This is a genomic window from Rhodanobacter sp. G2-10 (assembly GCF_055809185.1).
In genome coordinates this window covers 796,217-813,250 of record NZ_CM147900.1, presented here as the reverse complement: position 1 = coordinate 813,250, position 17,034 = coordinate 796,217, and the positions used below count along the sequence as shown (strand labels likewise).

General features: G+C 65.0%; 12 protein-coding genes. 8 read left to right on the top strand and 4 right to left on the bottom strand.

The window, feature by feature from the left end:
• Positions 1-42: 42 nt before the first annotated feature.
• Complete coding sequence (locus AC0L58_RS03580; RefSeq protein ID WP_473686768.1) at positions 43-1,119, top strand: alpha/beta hydrolase; 1,077 nt, start codon at positions 43-45, stop codon at positions 1,117-1,119.
• Positions 1,120-1,248: 129 nt separating this feature from the next.
• Positions 1,249-2,646: a sigma-54-dependent transcriptional regulator gene (locus tag AC0L58_RS03575; protein WP_473686766.1), complete on the top strand. Its 1,398-nt coding sequence runs from the start codon at positions 1,249-1,251 to the stop codon at positions 2,644-2,646.
• Between the two features lie 177 nt (positions 2,647-2,823).
• Here the strand turns inward: AC0L58_RS03575 and AC0L58_RS03570 are convergent, their stop codons facing one another.
• The 4 genes from AC0L58_RS03570 to AC0L58_RS03555 all read right to left on the bottom strand — a co-directional run bounded on the left by AC0L58_RS03570 (position 2,824) and on the right by AC0L58_RS03555 (position 9,112).
• A complete protein-coding gene (locus tag AC0L58_RS03570) occupies positions 2,824-4,380 on the bottom strand; it encodes a response regulator (RefSeq protein ID WP_473686764.1) in 1,557 nt (518 codons plus the stop codon).
• Positions 4,381-4,468: 88 nt separating this feature from the next.
• Positions 4,469-4,915 carry a response regulator gene (locus tag AC0L58_RS03565; RefSeq protein WP_473686762.1) on the bottom strand — a complete coding sequence of 149 codons (447 nt, stop codon included), beginning with the start codon at positions 4,913-4,915 and terminating at the stop codon, positions 4,469-4,471.
• Positions 4,912-6,708 (bottom strand): sensor histidine kinase, encoded by a 1,797-nt coding sequence (locus AC0L58_RS03560; protein ID WP_473686760.1) that lies wholly within the window; start codon positions 6,706-6,708, stop codon positions 4,912-4,914. The genes AC0L58_RS03565 and AC0L58_RS03560 overlap by 4 nt, the downstream gene beginning before the upstream one ends.
• Positions 6,709-6,790: 82 nt before the next feature.
• Entirely contained in the window at positions 6,791-9,112 is a 2,322-nt protein-coding gene (locus AC0L58_RS03555) for a GH92 family glycosyl hydrolase (protein WP_473686758.1), read from the bottom strand.
• A gap of 164 nt (positions 9,113-9,276) precedes the next feature.
• Between AC0L58_RS03555 and fucP the strand changes: the two genes are divergently transcribed.
• The 6 genes from fucP (at position 9,277) to AC0L58_RS03525 (ending at position 17,025) form a co-directional block, all read left to right on the top strand.
• Positions 9,277-10,596 carry an L-fucose:H+ symporter permease gene (fucP, locus tag AC0L58_RS03550; protein ID WP_473686756.1) on the top strand — a complete coding sequence of 440 codons (1,320 nt, stop codon included), beginning with the start codon at positions 9,277-9,279 and terminating at the stop codon, positions 10,594-10,596.
• 12 nt (positions 10,597-10,608) lie between these two features.
• Positions 10,609-11,589: a carbohydrate kinase family protein gene (locus AC0L58_RS03545; protein ID WP_473686754.1), complete on the top strand. Its 981-nt coding sequence runs from the start codon at positions 10,609-10,611 to the stop codon at positions 11,587-11,589.
• A complete protein-coding gene (locus tag AC0L58_RS03540) occupies positions 11,586-12,797 on the top strand; it encodes an AGE family epimerase/isomerase (RefSeq protein WP_473686752.1) in 1,212 nt (403 codons plus the stop codon). Before AC0L58_RS03545 ends, AC0L58_RS03540 begins: the two co-directional genes overlap by 4 nt.
• Before the next feature lie 22 nt (positions 12,798-12,819).
• Positions 12,820-14,793: a M1 family metallopeptidase gene (locus AC0L58_RS03535; RefSeq protein WP_473686750.1), complete on the top strand. Its 1,974-nt coding sequence runs from the start codon at positions 12,820-12,822 to the stop codon at positions 14,791-14,793.
• A gap of 111 nt (positions 14,794-14,904) precedes the next feature.
• Positions 14,905-15,597, top strand: a complete 693-nt coding sequence (locus AC0L58_RS03530) for an MtnX-like HAD-IB family phosphatase (protein WP_473688547.1) — start codon at positions 14,905-14,907, stop codon at positions 15,595-15,597.
• A 21-nt stretch (positions 15,598-15,618) separates the two neighbouring features.
• Positions 15,619-17,025 carry an aspartate aminotransferase family protein gene (locus tag AC0L58_RS03525; RefSeq protein ID WP_473686748.1) on the top strand — a complete coding sequence of 469 codons (1,407 nt, stop codon included), beginning with the start codon at positions 15,619-15,621 and terminating at the stop codon, positions 17,023-17,025.
• Positions 17,026-17,034: the final 9 nt, after the last annotated feature.

Genomic DNA, 17,034 nt, shown 5'->3' with positions numbered 1-17,034 from the left:
TCCGGCCTGACGACGCACGGCCACCCACACGGGAGCAACCGCATGCACGCATCACGTGTTTCACGCATTCTGCCGGGAATCCTGCTGTGCGCCAGCCTGTCTGGCGTGACGGTATCCGCGCAGGCCGTCGCGCCGGGCGTCAACGCCGATGGCAGCGTGACCTCACCCGCACTGACCATCCCCTATTCGAATCTTGCCTCGCCCGAAGCACGCGCATTCTTCCCCGCAATGATCGCCGCCGGCAGCAAGGCGCCCGCGTTGAATGCACCGATCGCGCAAAGCCGCGCTTTCTACGACCGCATGAACCGCGACCGCGTCCGGCGCATGCAGAAGATCTACCCGGTAACAATCCACGCGGAGACCCTCGGCGGCGTGCATGTCGATGTCGTGCTGCCATCCCGGGGCATCGCGGCGAAGCAACAGCGACGGGTGCTGATCAACCTGCATGGTGGCGCCTTCCTGTGGGGCGCCCACAGCGGCGGCCTGGTGGAATCGATCCCGTTGGCCAGCCTGGGCGCGATCAAGGTCGTCAGCGTCGACTACCGCCAGGGGCCGGAGCATGTCTTTCCGGCCGCGAGCGAGGATGTCGAGGCGGTCTATCGTGCCCTGCTCGGACACTACCCGGCGACGAACATCGGCATCTACGGCTGCTCCGCCGGCGGCATACTCACGGCCGAATCGGTAGCCTGGATCATCAACAAAAAATTGCCGATGCCGGGCGCCATCGGCACGTTCTGCGGCTCGCTCACCGAGCTGGGCGGCGACTCCACCTACATCGCCCCGCTATTGAACGGCGAACCTGTACCCCGGACGATCCTGAAACTCACCGATCTGCCCTACTTCAAGGGCGCGAAAGCCACTGATCCACTGGTTTTCCCGGCCAATTCACCGACCATGCTGGCGCAGTTTCCGCCGACCCTGCTGATCACCGGAACCCGCGACTTCACCATGAGCTCGGTGATCCAGAGCCAGCGCCTGCTCAGCGCTGCAGGCGTCGATGCCGAATTGCACGTATGGGATGGCATGTGGCACTCGTTCTTTTCCGATCCGGAGCTACCCGAATCGCGCGAGGCCTACCAGGTGATGGTGGATTTCTTCGAGCGCAAACTGGGTCGATAAGCCGCCTCCGGGGTCGGCCGACGGACCCCGGCCAGCCACGCTGAACGCCCGCGCCACACCGGCATACGGCTTTGCTCTTGCCTGCAGCGACGGGTATTCTCACACCACCTATTCCCCACGCGATCAACCATGAGCCTGCAGACCGTCCTCGTCATCGACGATGAACGCGATATCCGTGAACTGCTGACCATCACCTTGGGGCGGATGGATTTGCAGGTCGAAGCCGTCGGCACCGTGGCCGATGCGCGTCGGGCGCTGTCCGAAAACAGCTACGACCTGTGCTTTACCGACATGCGTCTGCCCGACGGCAACGGCCAGGAGATCATCGAGCTGATCGCCGAGACCTGCCCGGACACGCCGGTGGCGATGATTACCGCCTACGGCAACGTCGATGCTGCCGTGAACGCGCTCAAGGCCGGTGCCTTCGACTTCGTCTCCAAGCCGGTGGACATCCAGATGCTGCGCGGGCTGGTGCGCACCGCGCTGCGCCTGGCCGAGGAAAAGCGCGAAGGTGGCGACGCCAGGGCCGGCGCATCGTCCTCCCGCCTGATCGGCGACTCGCCGGCGATGGAACAGGTGCGCGTCACGATTGCCAAGCTGGCGCGCAACCAGGCGCCGGTATACATCGCCGGCGAGTCCGGCGTCGGCAAGGAGCTGGTGGCGCGGCTGATCCACGAACAAGGCCCGCGCGCCAGTGGACCGTTCGTGCCGGTCAACTGCGGCGCGATCCCGTCCGAGCTGATGGAAAGCGAGTTCTTCGGCCACCGCAAGGGCAGCTTCACCGGCGCCGGTGCCGACAAGGAGGGCCTGTTCCAGGCCGCCCAGGGCGGCACATTGTTCCTGGACGAGGTCGCCGAGCTGCCCTTGCACATGCAGGTCAAGCTGCTGCGCGCCATCCAGGAAAAGGCGGTGCGCCCGATCGGCGGCCGCGACGAGATCCCGGTGGACGTGCGCATCCTGTCCGCCACCCACAAGAACCTGGGCCAGCTGGTCGAGCAGGGACAGTTCCGCCAGGACCTGTTCTACCGCATCAACGTGATCGAGCTGCGCGTACCACCGCTGCGCGAACGCCGCGGCGACGTGCCGCAATTGTCCGCTTTCATCCTGAAGTCGCTCGCGGGCAAGAGTGGCGAAGGGGTCGGACAGCTATCCGCCGGCGCGCGCGAAGCGCTGGAGGCCTATGATTTCCCGGGCAACGTGCGCGAGCTGGAGAACATCCTCGAGCGCGCCATGGCGATGTGCGACGGCAGCACCATCGACGCGACCGACCTGATGCTGCCGCAGCGCGGCGCGCGCCCTCCGGCAATGGATACCGCCACGCCCGGCGCCGGCAACGAGCCCTCGCCCGCGGCGCCCGCACCCACCGCGGCAAATGGCGGTCTGGACGACTACATCAGCAATATCGAGCGCACCGCCATCGTCAAGGCGTTGGAGGAGTCGCGCTACAACAAGACCGCCGCCGCACGCAAGCTCGGCATCACCTTCCGCGCGCTGCGTTACAAGCTGAAGAAGCTCGGCATCGACTGAGTCGTCACGGCAGCGCACCGGGCTTTCGCAGGGCGGGCTCTGCCCGCCGCCTTTCGCCTTGTACCTTGCCGGAGAGCGGCGGGCAGAGCCCGCCCTGCGGATGCAGACGGCGGGCACGGCATCCGCCTGGCACCGAACGAATCGCCCTCCCCGGCGCTACGGTGATGGTGCGCCGCGTTACTCGCCACCTTCGTCGAGCGCCTTGCGCAGCGCGCGCAACAGCGCCGGGGTGGTGACCGGCTTGTCGATCAGGTGCAGTCGCTCCAGCGGCGGCAACTCATGCAGGTCCGGCGGGGCGTCGGCACGGGTCAGCAGGATCACGCCACCTTCGTAGCCTTGATCGACCAGGGCGGCCAGTGTGCGCACGCCGGTAAACAGGTTCATGTCCGCATCCAGCACGACCAGGTCCGGCAGCCCGCCGGCCTCGATCCACTGCAAGGCGGCGGTGCCGCTCTGGCTGGCGTGCGCCTGGTAACCCCAGGTATCCAGCGTGTCGGTCAGCATCGACAGCTGACCGGCCTCTTCCACTACCACCAGCACCCTTTCGGCGGAACCCTGCAGGCCTTCCATGTCGTCCATCGACTCGGCGTCGGCAACCAGTTCATCCAGCGGCATGTACAGATCGAAACGGGTGCCCTTGCCAAGCTCGCTGTGGACCCGCATCACGCCGCCATGGCTGGCAACGATGCGTTTGCACGAGAGCAGGCCCAGGCCGGTCCCGGTCTCCTTGGTGGTGAAGAACGGCTCGAACAAATGTTCCAGCACCTCCGGCTCCATGCCGGGGCCTTCATCGATCACGCTGATGCACAGGTAGCGGCCACATCGCGGTTGCTCTTCGTCGAGGAAAAAATCCTCGTCCAGCCGGGTCTGCGAGGTCTCGATACGCAGCTTGCCGCCATCGGGCATCGCCTGGATGGCATTCAGGCACAGGTTCAGCAGGCATTGCTGCAACTCGGTGTGGTTGCCTTCGAACGACAGCTCCGGGTCGTCGACGATCAGTTCCATCGCCACGGAACGCGGCACACTGCCCTGCATCAGCAGTTCGAATGCGCTGAACAAGGCACCCAGCCGCACCTGCTCGGCGCGCCGCGCACCGCGCGCAAAGGACAGCATCGAGTGCACCATGTCCAGGCCCCGCTTGCCGCAGTCGCGCACCAGCTTGCCCAGTCGCGCCAGACGAGGATCGTCCTGGTAATCCTGCAGGCTTTCGCCGGCGAGCAGCAACGGCTGCAACAGGTTGCGCAGGTCGTGGCTGAGCCCGCCGGCCAGCATGGCCAGACTCTCGAAGCGCTGGGCACGGATCAGCTCCATCTCGGCGCGGCGGCTGGCCTTGCGTGCCTCCGATTCGACCATCGCACGGCGCACGGCACTGGCCAGCCGGGCGGGATTCTGTTTCAGGATGTAGTCGGTGGCACCGTTGCGCAGCGCCTCGATCGCGGCTTCCTCGCCCAGTGTGGCCGAGACGAAGATGAACGGCATGTCCTCGTCGCGTTCGCGCAGCAGTTCCAGCGCGTGCTGGCCGGAAAAACCCGGAAGGCTCAGATCGGACAACACGATGTGCGGGGCAAACTCACTCAGCGCGGCGAGATACCCGGCTTCGTCGTCCACCAGTCGGGCCACATGGGGAATGTCGTCGGCCTCCAGCTCAGCCAGCACCAGCTCGGCGTCGAGCTCGTTGTCCTCCACCTGCAGAACGCGGATGGTCGGCATGGTCCGGGTGTGCCTGTTGGGCATGTTGTTCCCCCATCGCTCTCATGGCGCTCTGCGTCGCTGCCGCATGCACGCAGTCTGCCGCCTTGTTCCCTGATTCGCCTATTGTGCATCAATCCGTGCAGGGCGCTTCATTCAATACCGCCCAGAACCGTCCAAGCGTGCGCACGGCCTCGAAGAACTGATCCACGTCGACTGGTTTGATCACATAGGCATTCACGCCAAGGTCCCAGCTGCGGGCCAGGTCACTTTCCTCGCGCGAGGAAGACAGGATCACCACCGGAATCCGCCGCATGCGCTCGTCCTCGCGCATCCGGGTCAGCACATCCAGCCCGTTCATGCGCGGCATCTTGATGTCCAGCAGCACCACGGCCGGGTCACCCGGCTCGCGCTCGGCCCAGGCACCGCGCAGGTAGAGGTAATCCAGGCACTCCACGCCGTCCTCGACGTGTACCACGGGATTGGCCAGGTGTGCCTCGGTCAGCGCATCCATGGCCATCTCCGCATCTGCCACGCTGTCTTCCACCAGCAGCACGGTGCGCAGTTCTTTCTTGTTCATGCCGCCGACTCTCCGTTGTGTGTTCCTGCCAGATCGGTCGCTGGCAGCGAGAAATGAAACCTTGCACCCTTGTCCGGCTCCGCCTCAGCCCAGACTCGGCCGCCATGGCGCGTGACGATACGACGTACGTTGGCCAGGCCGATACCATTGCCGGGATATTCCGAGGCACGATGCAGCCGCTGGAACACCCCGAACAGCTTGTCGGCATATTGCATGTCGAAGCCGGCACCATTGTCGGCCACGGTGAATTCGTAGTCACCGCGGTCGCTGCGGCTCGCACTCACCTCGATACGCGCCACTTCACAGTGTCCGGTGTACTTGACGGCGTTGCCGAGCAGGTTTTGCCACACCGTGCGCAGCATGTTGGCATCGCCTATGACCATCGGCAAGGCATCGATCGCCCAGACGATACGCCGGCCCTCCTGACCCGCTTCGGCCAATCCACGCGCCTCGTCAACCAGCGTCTGCATGTCCACCGCCTGCAACCGCAATGCGCTGCGTCCCAGTCGTGAGAACACCAGCAGGTCATCGATCAGTTGCGCCATGCGCTGCGCCGCGCCGTCGATGACGTTGATGTAGTGGGCCGCCTTGTCGTCGACATGTTCGCCCAGGTGCCGCTCCAACTTGCGCACGAAGCCGGCCACGTGGCGGAGCGGCGCCCGCAGATCGTGCGACACCGAGTAGCTGAACGCCTCCAGTTCGCGGTTGATGTCCGAGATCTGCGCCACCTTGCCTTCCAGTTGGCGGTTGAGTTCGGTGACCTGCTGCTCGGTCAGTGCGCGCACGGTCACGTCACTCACCGTCATGAGCAGGGTGGGCTCGTCGCTCTCCTGCAGTTGCAGGCGGCGCGCGTTGATGACCACGTGCCGCTCCTGCCCGTCGCCGACGCGCTGCACCATTTCGTAATCCCACAGTTCGCGGTCGCGCAGCAGGACGTCTCTGAGCCGTTGCAACAGGACGGCGTCGCTCCACGCGCCGTCGCCGATCTCCAGCAGCGGCCGCGATGCGTGCTGCAGATCCTCGTCATACAGTTCGCTGAAGGCATTGTTGACCAGCAGGCTGCGCAGGTTCGCGTCGAACAGCGCGATGGGTTCGCGCACGGACTGCAGGATCAGTCGTGAACGCTGCACGGCGCGGCCTTCGCGCGTTTCGGCCAGTCGCCGCCGGCCGATCTGCTTTTCGGACGCAACCACGATGATCGCGAGCAGCAGCAACTGCGCCAACGCGGTGATGGCGAACACCAGCCGTCCATTGAGGGCGCGACTCGACGCTGCCTTTTCGCGCACCGCCAACAGCTGATCCTCGTTCTCCACGATGCCCTGGATCTTGGCGTTGATCGGAAACAGGTCACTTGCCGTGCGCAGCGATTCGCGCGCACCGGCCACATTGCCTTGCCCCACCCGCCGCAGTGCATCCTGCATCAGGGTGAGATGACCGTTCACGCTGGTCTCCAGGGCACCGATCAGCATCTGCTGTTGCGGATTGTCGCTGGTCATCGACCTGAGCCGCCGCAGCAACGCCGGCACGTCCGAGCTGGCGTAAGCAGCCCGCGTCCGGGTCGCAGCATCCCCGTCGCCGGCAAGCACGCGATAGGTCGCCGCCTCGCTGTCGTGGACGGTGTTGGCGATTTGATAGGCGAGCGAACGCACGGCCGTCGAATGGGTGACCCAGGCGCTGGCCAACTGCGTTGACCGCGCATTGTCGCTGGTGACCATATAGGGCAGGCCCACGATGATCAGCATGGCCAGCAGCAGGCCGGCAACCCGCCAACGCATGATGCCGCTGATTTTCATTTGCCTCGGCCCATCTGCACACCCGTCCTGTCAGCGTTCCGTATTCTGGCACGTGTGCGCCGGACTGCCATCCGCCTGATCCTCAGTCGTCACCCATTGCGCTCACATCCGGCCTTGCCGGCGGATACCCGCCCCAGTGTCGATTCGGCGTCGACTGCATGCGGAAATGCAGTTCGCCGCCGGCAAGAATATCGGCATGGCGGATGGTCGGCTGCTCCAGCGCCCGGCCATTGAGCGTGACCGCCCCGACCCACGGATGCGCATCGTCCATCGGGGCCGCGCTCACGACGAAATCGTGGCCATTGGAGAGGTGCAGCGTGGCCCTGGGCACAAACGGCCGCCCGATCGCGTACACATCGCTGGCCGGTGTCACCGGGTAGAAGCCCAGCGCGGTGAAGATGTACCAGGCCGACATCTGGCCCAGGTCGTCGTTGCCGCTGAGGCCGTCCGGTCGCGGCGCGTACTGGCTGTCCATGATCTGCTTCAGCCGCTGCTGGGTTTTCCACGGTGCGCCGGCATAGTCGTACAGATAGGCAATGTGGTGACTGGGCTCGTTGCCGTGTGCATACCAGCCGATCAGGCCGGTGATGTCCTCGACGTTCTTGAAGTGCTCCGGGTCGACCCCGGCGTCGAACAACTGGTCCAGCTTGGCCACGAACTTCGCATTGCCGCCCATTGCCCGGATCAGGCCGGGAATGTCCTGCGGCACATACCACGAGTATTGCCAGGCATTGCCCTCGGTGAAGTCGCTGCCGTACCCGGCGAAGGTCGGATCAAAGGGTTCGCGGAACTGACCGTTGCCGAGCCTGGCCCGCATGAACCCGGTCTTCGAATCCCAGGCATGGCGCCAATTGCCCGCCCGCTTCATGAAAGTGGTCGCGACACCGGGTTTGCCCATGGCCCTGGCCATCTGCGCCAGCGACCAGTCGTCGTAGGCGTATTCCAGCGTTTTCGAAGCTGCCTCCGGCTCCCGGTCAATCGGTACGTAGCCGAGTTTAATGTAATCGGCCAGGTCACCGTAGGCGCCGTAGCTGGCGCTGGCGACCATCAGCTTCAGCGCTGCCTCGGCGTCGAAACCGCGCACGCCCTTGATGTAGGCATCGGCGATCACCGGCACCGCGTGGTAACCGATCATGCACCACGTCTCCAGCCCCTGGTACGCCCACACCGGCAGGATGCCGAACGGACTGGATTGACCGGCGGCGATCAGCGAACGGATGAAATCCGTGCTGCGCCGCGGATCGAGCAGCACCATCAACGGCTGCTGCGCGCGGTACACGTCCCACAGCGACCAACTGGAATAGAAGTCGAAGCCCTTCGCCCGATGCACGGCATGATCCGGGCCGCGGTAGTCGCCATGGACGTCCATGCTCAGGGTCGGCGCCAGCATCGCGTGGTACAGCGCGGTGTAAAACAAGGTCCGCGTCCGCTTCGGCGCATCGACATCGACCACTGCCAGCGCCTTGTTCCACGCCGCCGTCGCCTCGGCACGCCGGTCATCGAAATCCCAACCCTTGCCATCCTGGTCGAGATTGGCCAGCGCATTGGCTTCGCTCACCGACGAAATCGCCACTTTCACTTCCAGCGGCTGCGCCAGTTTGCCGAAATCGAACACACCGACCAGCGCGCGGCCGTTTTGGGCGTCGCCGTCCTTCGGCCGGTTGCCCGGCCCGGCGAAACCCCTGTAGGCGATGTCGGCCTCGCGGTTGTACAGCTCGCGAGAGGCCACCGGCCGCGAAAAGCGCATCGCGAAACACAGCTCGCGTCCCGGCGCCCAGCCGCGCGTGGTGCGGCACCCGGTGACGCTGCCATCGGGGCGCACGCGCAGGCTCGCCCACAGCACCTTGCCCGGGTAGTCGTAGATGCTCGGACGCAGGTCCAGCAAGACATGCGCAGACTTGTCCGCGGGAAAGGCGTAGCGATGCCAGCCCACACGCCGGCCTGCGGTGAGTTCGGCGCGCACGCCATAATCGCCCAGCGTCACCGCGTAGTAGCCCGCCTGCACCACTTCGCTGGCGTGCGAATAACGCGAACGGTAGCCGCTGCCCGGTCTGGACGGATCGCCCGGCTCCAGCCGCACCTCGCCCGCAATCGGCATGACCAGCACGTCGCCCAGGTCCGAATGACCGGAGCCGGAGAAGTGGGTATGCGAGAAACCCATGATGGTGGGATCGCCGTAGCGATAACCCGCAGCCCACTTGTAGGCATGCTTGAAGTCCGGCATCGCGGTATCGGGCGACAGCTGGATCATGCCGAACGGTACCGTGGCACCGGGAAAAGTGTGGCCATCGCCACCCGTGCCTATGCGCGGATCGACGTCGGCCGCATGTCCAGCCGACGCAAACGCTGGCGCACAGATGGCCGATGCCAGCAGGGCAAACACAATCGTGGTGCTGCGACGCATGACGCACCTCATCAGCCGAACGAGATTCCGGTGAAGGTAACACCGCCGCAAGGTATGTTGCAGCGCGTGATTGGCGCCTCGATGAAAACGGTTACATTAGGTGCCGCTGCGGCGCCGCCGCCGAAGTCCCGCCTGATCCCGACCACCGCAAACCGGAACCCGCCATGGCCTTTGCCGCGAAGCCGCCCCATACGTCAGCGCCCGTCCCGGGAGACCAATCCGGCCACCAGCCCTACACCAGCAATCCGCTGGCGTTGGGTGTGCTGACCACGATCTTCTTCATGTGGGGCTTCCTGACCTGCCTCAACGACATCCTGATCCCGCATCTCAAATCCAGTTTCCAGCTCAGCTACACCGAAGTGATGCTGGTGCAATTCACGTTCTTCGGTGCCTACTTCCTGATGGGCATGCCGGCGGGTCGACTGGTGGCCGCGCTGGGCTACAAGAAAGGCATCGTGGCCGGGCTGGCCATCGCCGGGGTTGGCGCGCTGGGCTTCTGGCCTGCCGCCGCGCTGCATCTTTACCCCGCCTTCCTCGGCGCGCTGTTCGTCCTGGCCACCGGCATCACCGTGCTGCAGGTGGCCGCCAATCCCTACGTGGCTTTGCTCGGACCGGAGAAGACCAGCTCCAGTCGGCTGACCCTGGCGCAAGCTCTCAACTCGTTTGGCACGTTTCTGGCGCCGTGGTTCGGCGGCCTGCTGATCCTGTCCAACGTGGTCAAGGACCCGGCCCAACTGGCGGCGCTGGCGCCGGCCGATCAACTGGCTTACCAGACCCAGCAGGCGCAGGCCGTACAAGGTCCCTACATTGGGCTGGCGGTGGTGCTGTTCCTGCTGGCGATCTTCGTCTGGCTGTTCCGCCTGCCTGCCTTGACCGAGGCCACCGACAAGGGTGATCACGACCGCCACAGCTTTGGTGAGGTGCTGCGCCATTCACACGTGCTGTTCGGCGTGCTTGGCATCTTCTTTTATGTCGGCGCCGAAGTCTCGATCGGCAGCTTCATGGTCAACTACCTGTCGATGCCGGACATCGGCCACATGAGCGAGCAGCAGGCCGCAAAATACGTTTCGTGGTACTGGGGTGGCGCCATGCTCGGGCGTTTCGCCGGCTCGGCGCTGATGGCGAAAATATCGCCGCGCAAACTGCTGGCAACGTTCGCCGCAATCAACGCCTTGCTGGTGCTGACCACCATGCTCAGCACCGGCAGTACCGCGATGTACAGCATCATCGCAATCGGCCTGTTCAACTCGATCATGTTCCCGACCATCTTCGCGCTCGCCATCGAACGGCTGGGGCCGATGACGAGCAAGGCGTCCAGCCTGCTGATCATGGCCATCGTGGGCGGCGCAATCATTCCTCAATTGCAGGGAGTGCTGGCCGACAATATCGGTCTGCAGCACGCCTTCTTCCTGCCCTTGCTGTGCTACCTGTACATCGCGTTCTACGGCATCAGTGGCTCGAAGGTTCGCAGCGACGTCGACTGAGGCGGCGCGCACATGACCAGGCGAGCCATCCTCTGCTTCGGCGAAGCGCTGGTCGACCTGCACGCCGACCGCGTCGACGCGCAGGGTTTCGCCAGCGGCTTCACGCCGTTCGCCGGCGGCGCACCCGCCAACGTGGCGGTGGCCGCGGCGCGGCTCGGTGGCGCGGCGCGGTTCGCCGGGATGCTGGCACGCGACCGCTTCGGCGAATTCCTGCTGGCCAGCCTGGAGCAGGCCGGCGTCAGTACCGCCGATGTGGCTCGCACCGACTTGGCCAACACCGCGCTCGCCTTCGTCAACCTGGACGCGCATGGCGAGCGCAGTTTCAGCTTTTATCGCGAGCACACGGCCGACCTGCTATTTCGCGCCAGCGACTTTCGCGCGGACGCCTTCGCCGACGTGGCGGTGTTCCACGTGTGCTCCAATTCGATGACCGACCCGGCCCTGGCCGAGGCCACGCGCGAGGGCATGCAGCGCGCGCACCGCGCCGCCGCCCTGGTCAGCTTCGACCTCAACCTGCGCCCCGCCCTGTGGCCGACAAACGTCGATCCACAACCACGGGTGTGGCCGGCCTTGCACCTGGCCGACGTGGTGAAGCTCTCCGCCGAGGAGTTCAGCTGGCTGGCCGTGGATGGCGAACAGGCCACGCTCGACCGGCTGTGGCAAGGCCGTGCGCGGCTGCTGGTGGTGACCGATGGCGCGCGGCCGCTGCGCTGGTTCCACCCCGACGCCGAGGGTGAGTTGCCCGGCTATGCGGTCGACGTGGTCGACAGCACGGCGGCCGGTGATGCCTTCGTCGGCGGCCTGCTGTGTTGCCTGGCCGAACTCGACGCGACACCCGACCGGCTCGATCGGCTGGTGGGCCAGTTGCCTCGCCTGCACGCGATGCTGCGCTTCGCCGCCGCCTGCGGCGCACTCACGGTGACGCGCAAGGGTTCGTTTTCCGCGATGCCGGCTGGCGACGAAGTGCTCGCCTTCATGCAGGCACAGCCATGAAGTCCACACCCGATTTCCGTTCGCCCGATTTCCTGCGCAGCCACATCGCGCAGACGATGGCCTTTTACCACCCGCACGCGATCGACCCTGCCGGCGGCTTCTTCCACTACTTCGAAGACGACGGCACGATCTACGACCGCAACCATCGCCACCTGGTCAGCAGTACGCGCTTCGTCTTCAACTACGCTATGGCCGCGATGGAATTCGGGCGTGAGGACTATCTCGATGCCGCAAGCCACGGTCTGCGCTACCTGCGTGAGGTGCATCGTGATCCGCAAAGCGGCGGCTATGCCTGGACCATCCGGGACGGCCGACCCGAGGATCGCACCAACCACGCGTACGGCGCGGCCTTCGTGCTGCTCGCCTGCGCCTCGGCCAGCAAGGCCGGCATCGCGCAGGCGGATGCATGGATGGAAGAGACCTGGCAACTGCTGGAACAGCGTTATTGGGACGCCACCGTGGGCCTGTATCGCGACGAGGCCGACGCGAACTGGGAGTTCAGCCGCTACCGCGGCCAGAACGCCAACATGCACCTGTGTGAAGCGCTGCTGGCGGCCTACCAGTGCAGCGACGATCTGCGCTATCTGCATCGCGCGCAGCAGCTGGCCGTTCACATGACCCGGCGTCAGGCCGCCAAGGCCGGAGGACTGGTGTGGGAGCACTACGACCAGGACTGGGAGATCGACTGGGACTATCACCGCGACGACCCTCGGCACCTGTTCCGCCCCTGGGGCTTCCAGCCCGGCCACCAGACCGAATGGGCCAAGTTGCTGCTGCTCATGGAACCGCTCTTGCGCAAACGCGGCATCGCCTGCCACTGGCTGCTGCCCACGGCGCGGCGGCTGTTCGATACCGCGCTCACCCGCGCGTGGGATTCGGCATGGGGCGGCATCTGCTATGGCTTCGCGCCGGATGGCCAGATCTGCGACGACGACAAGTACTTCTGGGTACAGGCCGAATCACTGGTCGCCGCCGCCCTGTTGCACGAACGCACCGGCGAGCAGACCTATGACGACTGGTACGGGCGACTGTGGGCCTATGCGTGGGAGCATTTCGTCGATCACCGGCACGGTGCCTGGTACCGCATCCTCACCCGCGACAATCGCAAGATCGACCACCGGAAAAGCCCGGCTGGCAAGACCGACTATCACACGATGGGCGCCTGCCACGAACTACTGGCTCTGGTCCGAAAGCGAAGCCAACCGTAACTCCCCGTCCCCAAGGCATCCCATGCAAAAGTTCACCTGTTCCCTCGCCATCACCCTTGCCGCACTGCTCATGACCCCGGCGATGGCGGCCGACCCGGCACCCGACGCCTTCAATCCGCTGCAGACCTTCGCGCCTTACCACTATCCGCAACCTGCCACCGCGTACCGCTCCGCCAGCGGCGTACCCGGCCCGCTGTACTGGCAGAACCGCGCCGACTACCGGATCGAGGCCACCCTCGATCCCGCCACCCGCCAGCTCAGCGGCAGCGAAGTGATCACCTATACCAACCACAGCCCGGACACCCTCGACGTGCTGTGGCTGCAAATCGAGCAGAACCGCTACCGCAAGGATGCGCGCGGCGCGTTCGGCGGCGGCAAGTTCCCCACCGAGTTCACCGGCGGCGAACACATCCGCTCGATCGAGGTGGAGGATGCCGCCGGCCATCGACGAAGCGCCAAGTGGGTGATCAGCGACACCCGCATGCAGGTCATCCTGCCCCGCGCGCTCAAGGGACACGGCGGACAGCTCAAGCTGCACATCCGCTGGGACTACACCGTACCCGGCGAGTTTGGTGGCCGCACCGATGTGAACGCCAACAAGCAGGGCGACATCTTCGAGATGGCGCAGTGGTATCCGCGCCTGTGCGTTTACGACGACCTGCGCGGTTGGGACACGCAGCCCTACCTCAACAGCGAGTTCTATCTCGAATACGGTGACTTCGACTATCGCATCACGGTGCCGTCGGACATGCTGGTGGTCGGTTCCGGCGAGCTGCTCAACCCGCAGGATGTGCTGACCGCGACCGAGCGTGCACGGCTGGACAAGGCGCGCCACAGCGATGCCACGGTGATGATCCGCTCGGCCGCCGAAGTCGGCGACCCGGCCAGCCGACCGAAACACGGCGGCACGCTGACCTGGCACTTCGCGATGAAGAACACGCGTGATGTGGCCTTCGGCGCGTCCAAGGCCTATATCTGGGATGCCGCCCGCATCAACCTGCCCGACGGCAAGACCGCGCTGGCGATGTCGGCCTATCCGGTGGAAAGCGCTGGCGACAAGGCCTGGGGCGTGGCCACGCAGAACCTGAAGAAATCGGTCGAGTTCTTCTCGCGCACCTACTATCCGTACCCGTATCCGGTGGCCATCAACGAGGCCGGCACCGCTGGCGGCATGGAGTACCCGGGCATCACCTTCGACCACAAGAAAGCCGCCGGACCGGTCTTGCGCATGCTGATCGCCCACGAGATCGGGCACACCTGGTTCCCGATGATCGTCGGCAGCAACGAACGGCGCGATGCGTGGATGGACGAAGGCTTCAACACCTTCGCCGACGTGTACGAAGCCGAGGCGTTCGACGGCGGCAAGTTCGCGCCAAAGCGCGACAGCGAATACGCCCCCGGCAAGGGCACCCCGGCCGAGCAGATCGCCGCCATCCTGAAGGAGGCCGACGCGCCACCGCCGATGACCCTGGCCGACGCGATCCCGGAGAAGTACCGTCACCCGATCAGCTACTTCAAGGCCGCCTTCGGCCTGGTCCTGCTGCGCGAGCAGATCATCGGACCGGAACGCTTCGACCCGGCATTCCGTCGCTACATCGCCACCTGGGCGTACAAGCACCCCAGCCCGTCGGATTTCTTCCGCTTCATGGAAAGCGACACCGGCGAAGACCTGGGCTGGTTCTGGCGCGGCTGGTTCAAACACAACTGGCAGTTCGACATGGCCGTGCAGAAAGCCGCCTACACCGAAGGTGACTACCGCAAGGGCGTCGACGTCACCGTGGCCAACCTCGACCAGCTGGTCCTGCCCGCCACGCTGCGACTCGTCTACGACGACGGCAGCAAGCAGGACGTGCGGGTGCCGTGGGAAACCTGGATGCAGCACCACAGCTATGTGATCCACGTCGATGGCGCGCGCAAGCTGAAGTCGATCACGCTCGACCCTAACCGCGATTTGCCGGATGCGGACCGCAGCAACAACGCCCTGGCGATGCCATAGACGTCTGCATGGGCCGCCAAGGCACCCGAAGTCGGAGCGCGCGCACTGGAAAGCGTGCAGAAAGAAACCCGATCTAGATTGCAGATCACCCTTTCTGCGAACCGATCCTCCATGGCCGACTGGACCATACTTTGTGATTTCGACGGCACCATCGCCGTGGAAGACGTCATCGACTCCCTGCTGGATCGGTACGGCCGACCCGGCTGGGAGGTGCTGGAGCGCGATTGGCGAGCCGGCCGCATCGGCTCGCGTGCCTGCATGCGCGGCCAGGTGGCACTGCTCGACATGCACCGCGACGAGCTGGATGAGCACCTCTCCCATCTGTGGATCGATCACGCGTTCCCGGGCTTCGTGACCCGGGCGCGCGAACTCGGCGTGCCGGTCCGCGTGGTGAGCGACGGGCTGGATTACGCGATCCACGCCATTCTTGGTCGCTACGGGCTGGACGACATTCCCGTGATTGCCAACCGGCTTGTGCCGGCCGAGCAGCCGCGGCGCTGGAAACTGGAGTCGCCACACCAGGCAGAAGGCTGCGCCAGCGGCACCTGCAAGTGCGCGTGCGTGGCCCGCGCGCGCGCCGACGGCGCCAGGCGCACCTTGCTTGTCGGCGATGGCGTTTCGGATTTCTGCGCAGCCGACCGCGTCGATTTCGTGTTCGCCAAGCACCGGCTGATCGAACACTGCCGCGCCGCCGGCATCGCCTATGTGCCGATCACCGGTTTCGAGGATGCACTCGAGCTGCTGCCGCAGCTGCTCGACGGACGTCTGTCGGAGCCGCTCGCCACCGCCGCCATTTCACTCTGACCGATTACCCCAGGATCGACCATGAACGTTTTCGACAAGAATGCCCAGATCGCGATCGACGATGCCCAATTGCTTGCCGACGAGGCGAAGTACAGTTCCTTCGGTGACACCGTGCACTACGTCGATCCGCCGAAGATCTTCCGCAGCTGCGAAGGCAGCTACATGTACGACAGTGCCGGCACGCCATTCCTGGATCTGCAGATGTGGTATTCGGCGGTCAATTTCGGCTATGGCAATGCGCGGCTCAACAACGTCCTGAAGCGCCAGATCGATCTGCTGCCGCAGGTCGCCAGCCAGTATCTGCACCAGACCCGCATCGAGCTGGCCAAGACGATCGCCGTGGACGCGAAACAGAAATTCGGCCTGGACGGTCGCGTGCATTTCAACGTGGGCGGCGCGCAGGCGATTGAGGATTCGCTCAAGCTCGTGCGCAACTTCAAGAACGGCAAGAGCCTGATGTTTGCCTTCGAGGGCGGTTACCACGGCCGCACGCTGGGCGCATCGTCGATTACCTCCAGCTACCGCTATCGCCGTCGCTTCGGCCACTTCGGCGAGCGCGCCATGTTCCTGCCGTTTCCGTATCCGTTCCGTCGCCCCCGGGGCATGACCGCAGAGGAATACTCCGACAGTTGCGTGAACCAGTTCGCGCGCCTGTTCGAGACCGAATACAACGGCGTGTGGGATCCGAAAACGAACCAGTGCGAGTACGCGGCGTTCTACGTCGAGCCGATCCAGGGCACCGGCGGTTACGTGATTCCGCCGATGAACTTCTTCCGCGACCTGAAGAAGGTGCTGGACCAGTACGGCGTCCTGCTGGTGGTCGACGAAATCCAGATGGGCTTCTGGCGAACCGGCAAGCAATGGTCGATCGAGCACTTCGGCGTGACACCGGATGTGCTGGTGTTCGGCAAGGCGCTGACCAACGGATTGAACCCGTTGTCAGGCCTGTGGGCACGCGAGGAGATGATCAACCCGACGATCTTCCCGCCCGGCTCCACCCACTCCACCTTCAATTCCAACCCGCTGGGCACGTCGCTCGGTCTGGAGGTGATCCGCATGGGCAAGGAACTGGATTACGAGACCACCGTGCCGGCCAAGGGTGCACATTTCCTTGCCGGCCTGCGCGACTTGCAGAAGCGGCACAAGGAGATCGGTGACGTCGACGGTCTGGGCCTGGCGCTGCGTGCGGAAATTTGCACGGACGACGGCTTCACGCCGAACAAGGCGTTGCTCGACCGCATGGTCGACATCGGCCTGGCCGGCGACCTGGAGCATCGTGGCAAGAAGATCGGTCTGGTGCTGGATGTGGGCGGCTGGTACAAGAACGTCATCACCTTCGCACCATCGCTGGAGATATCCCACGAGGAAATCGACCTGGCCATCGCACTGCTCGATCAGTTGCTGACCAAGGCCAAGCAAACGGCATGAACTGGCATC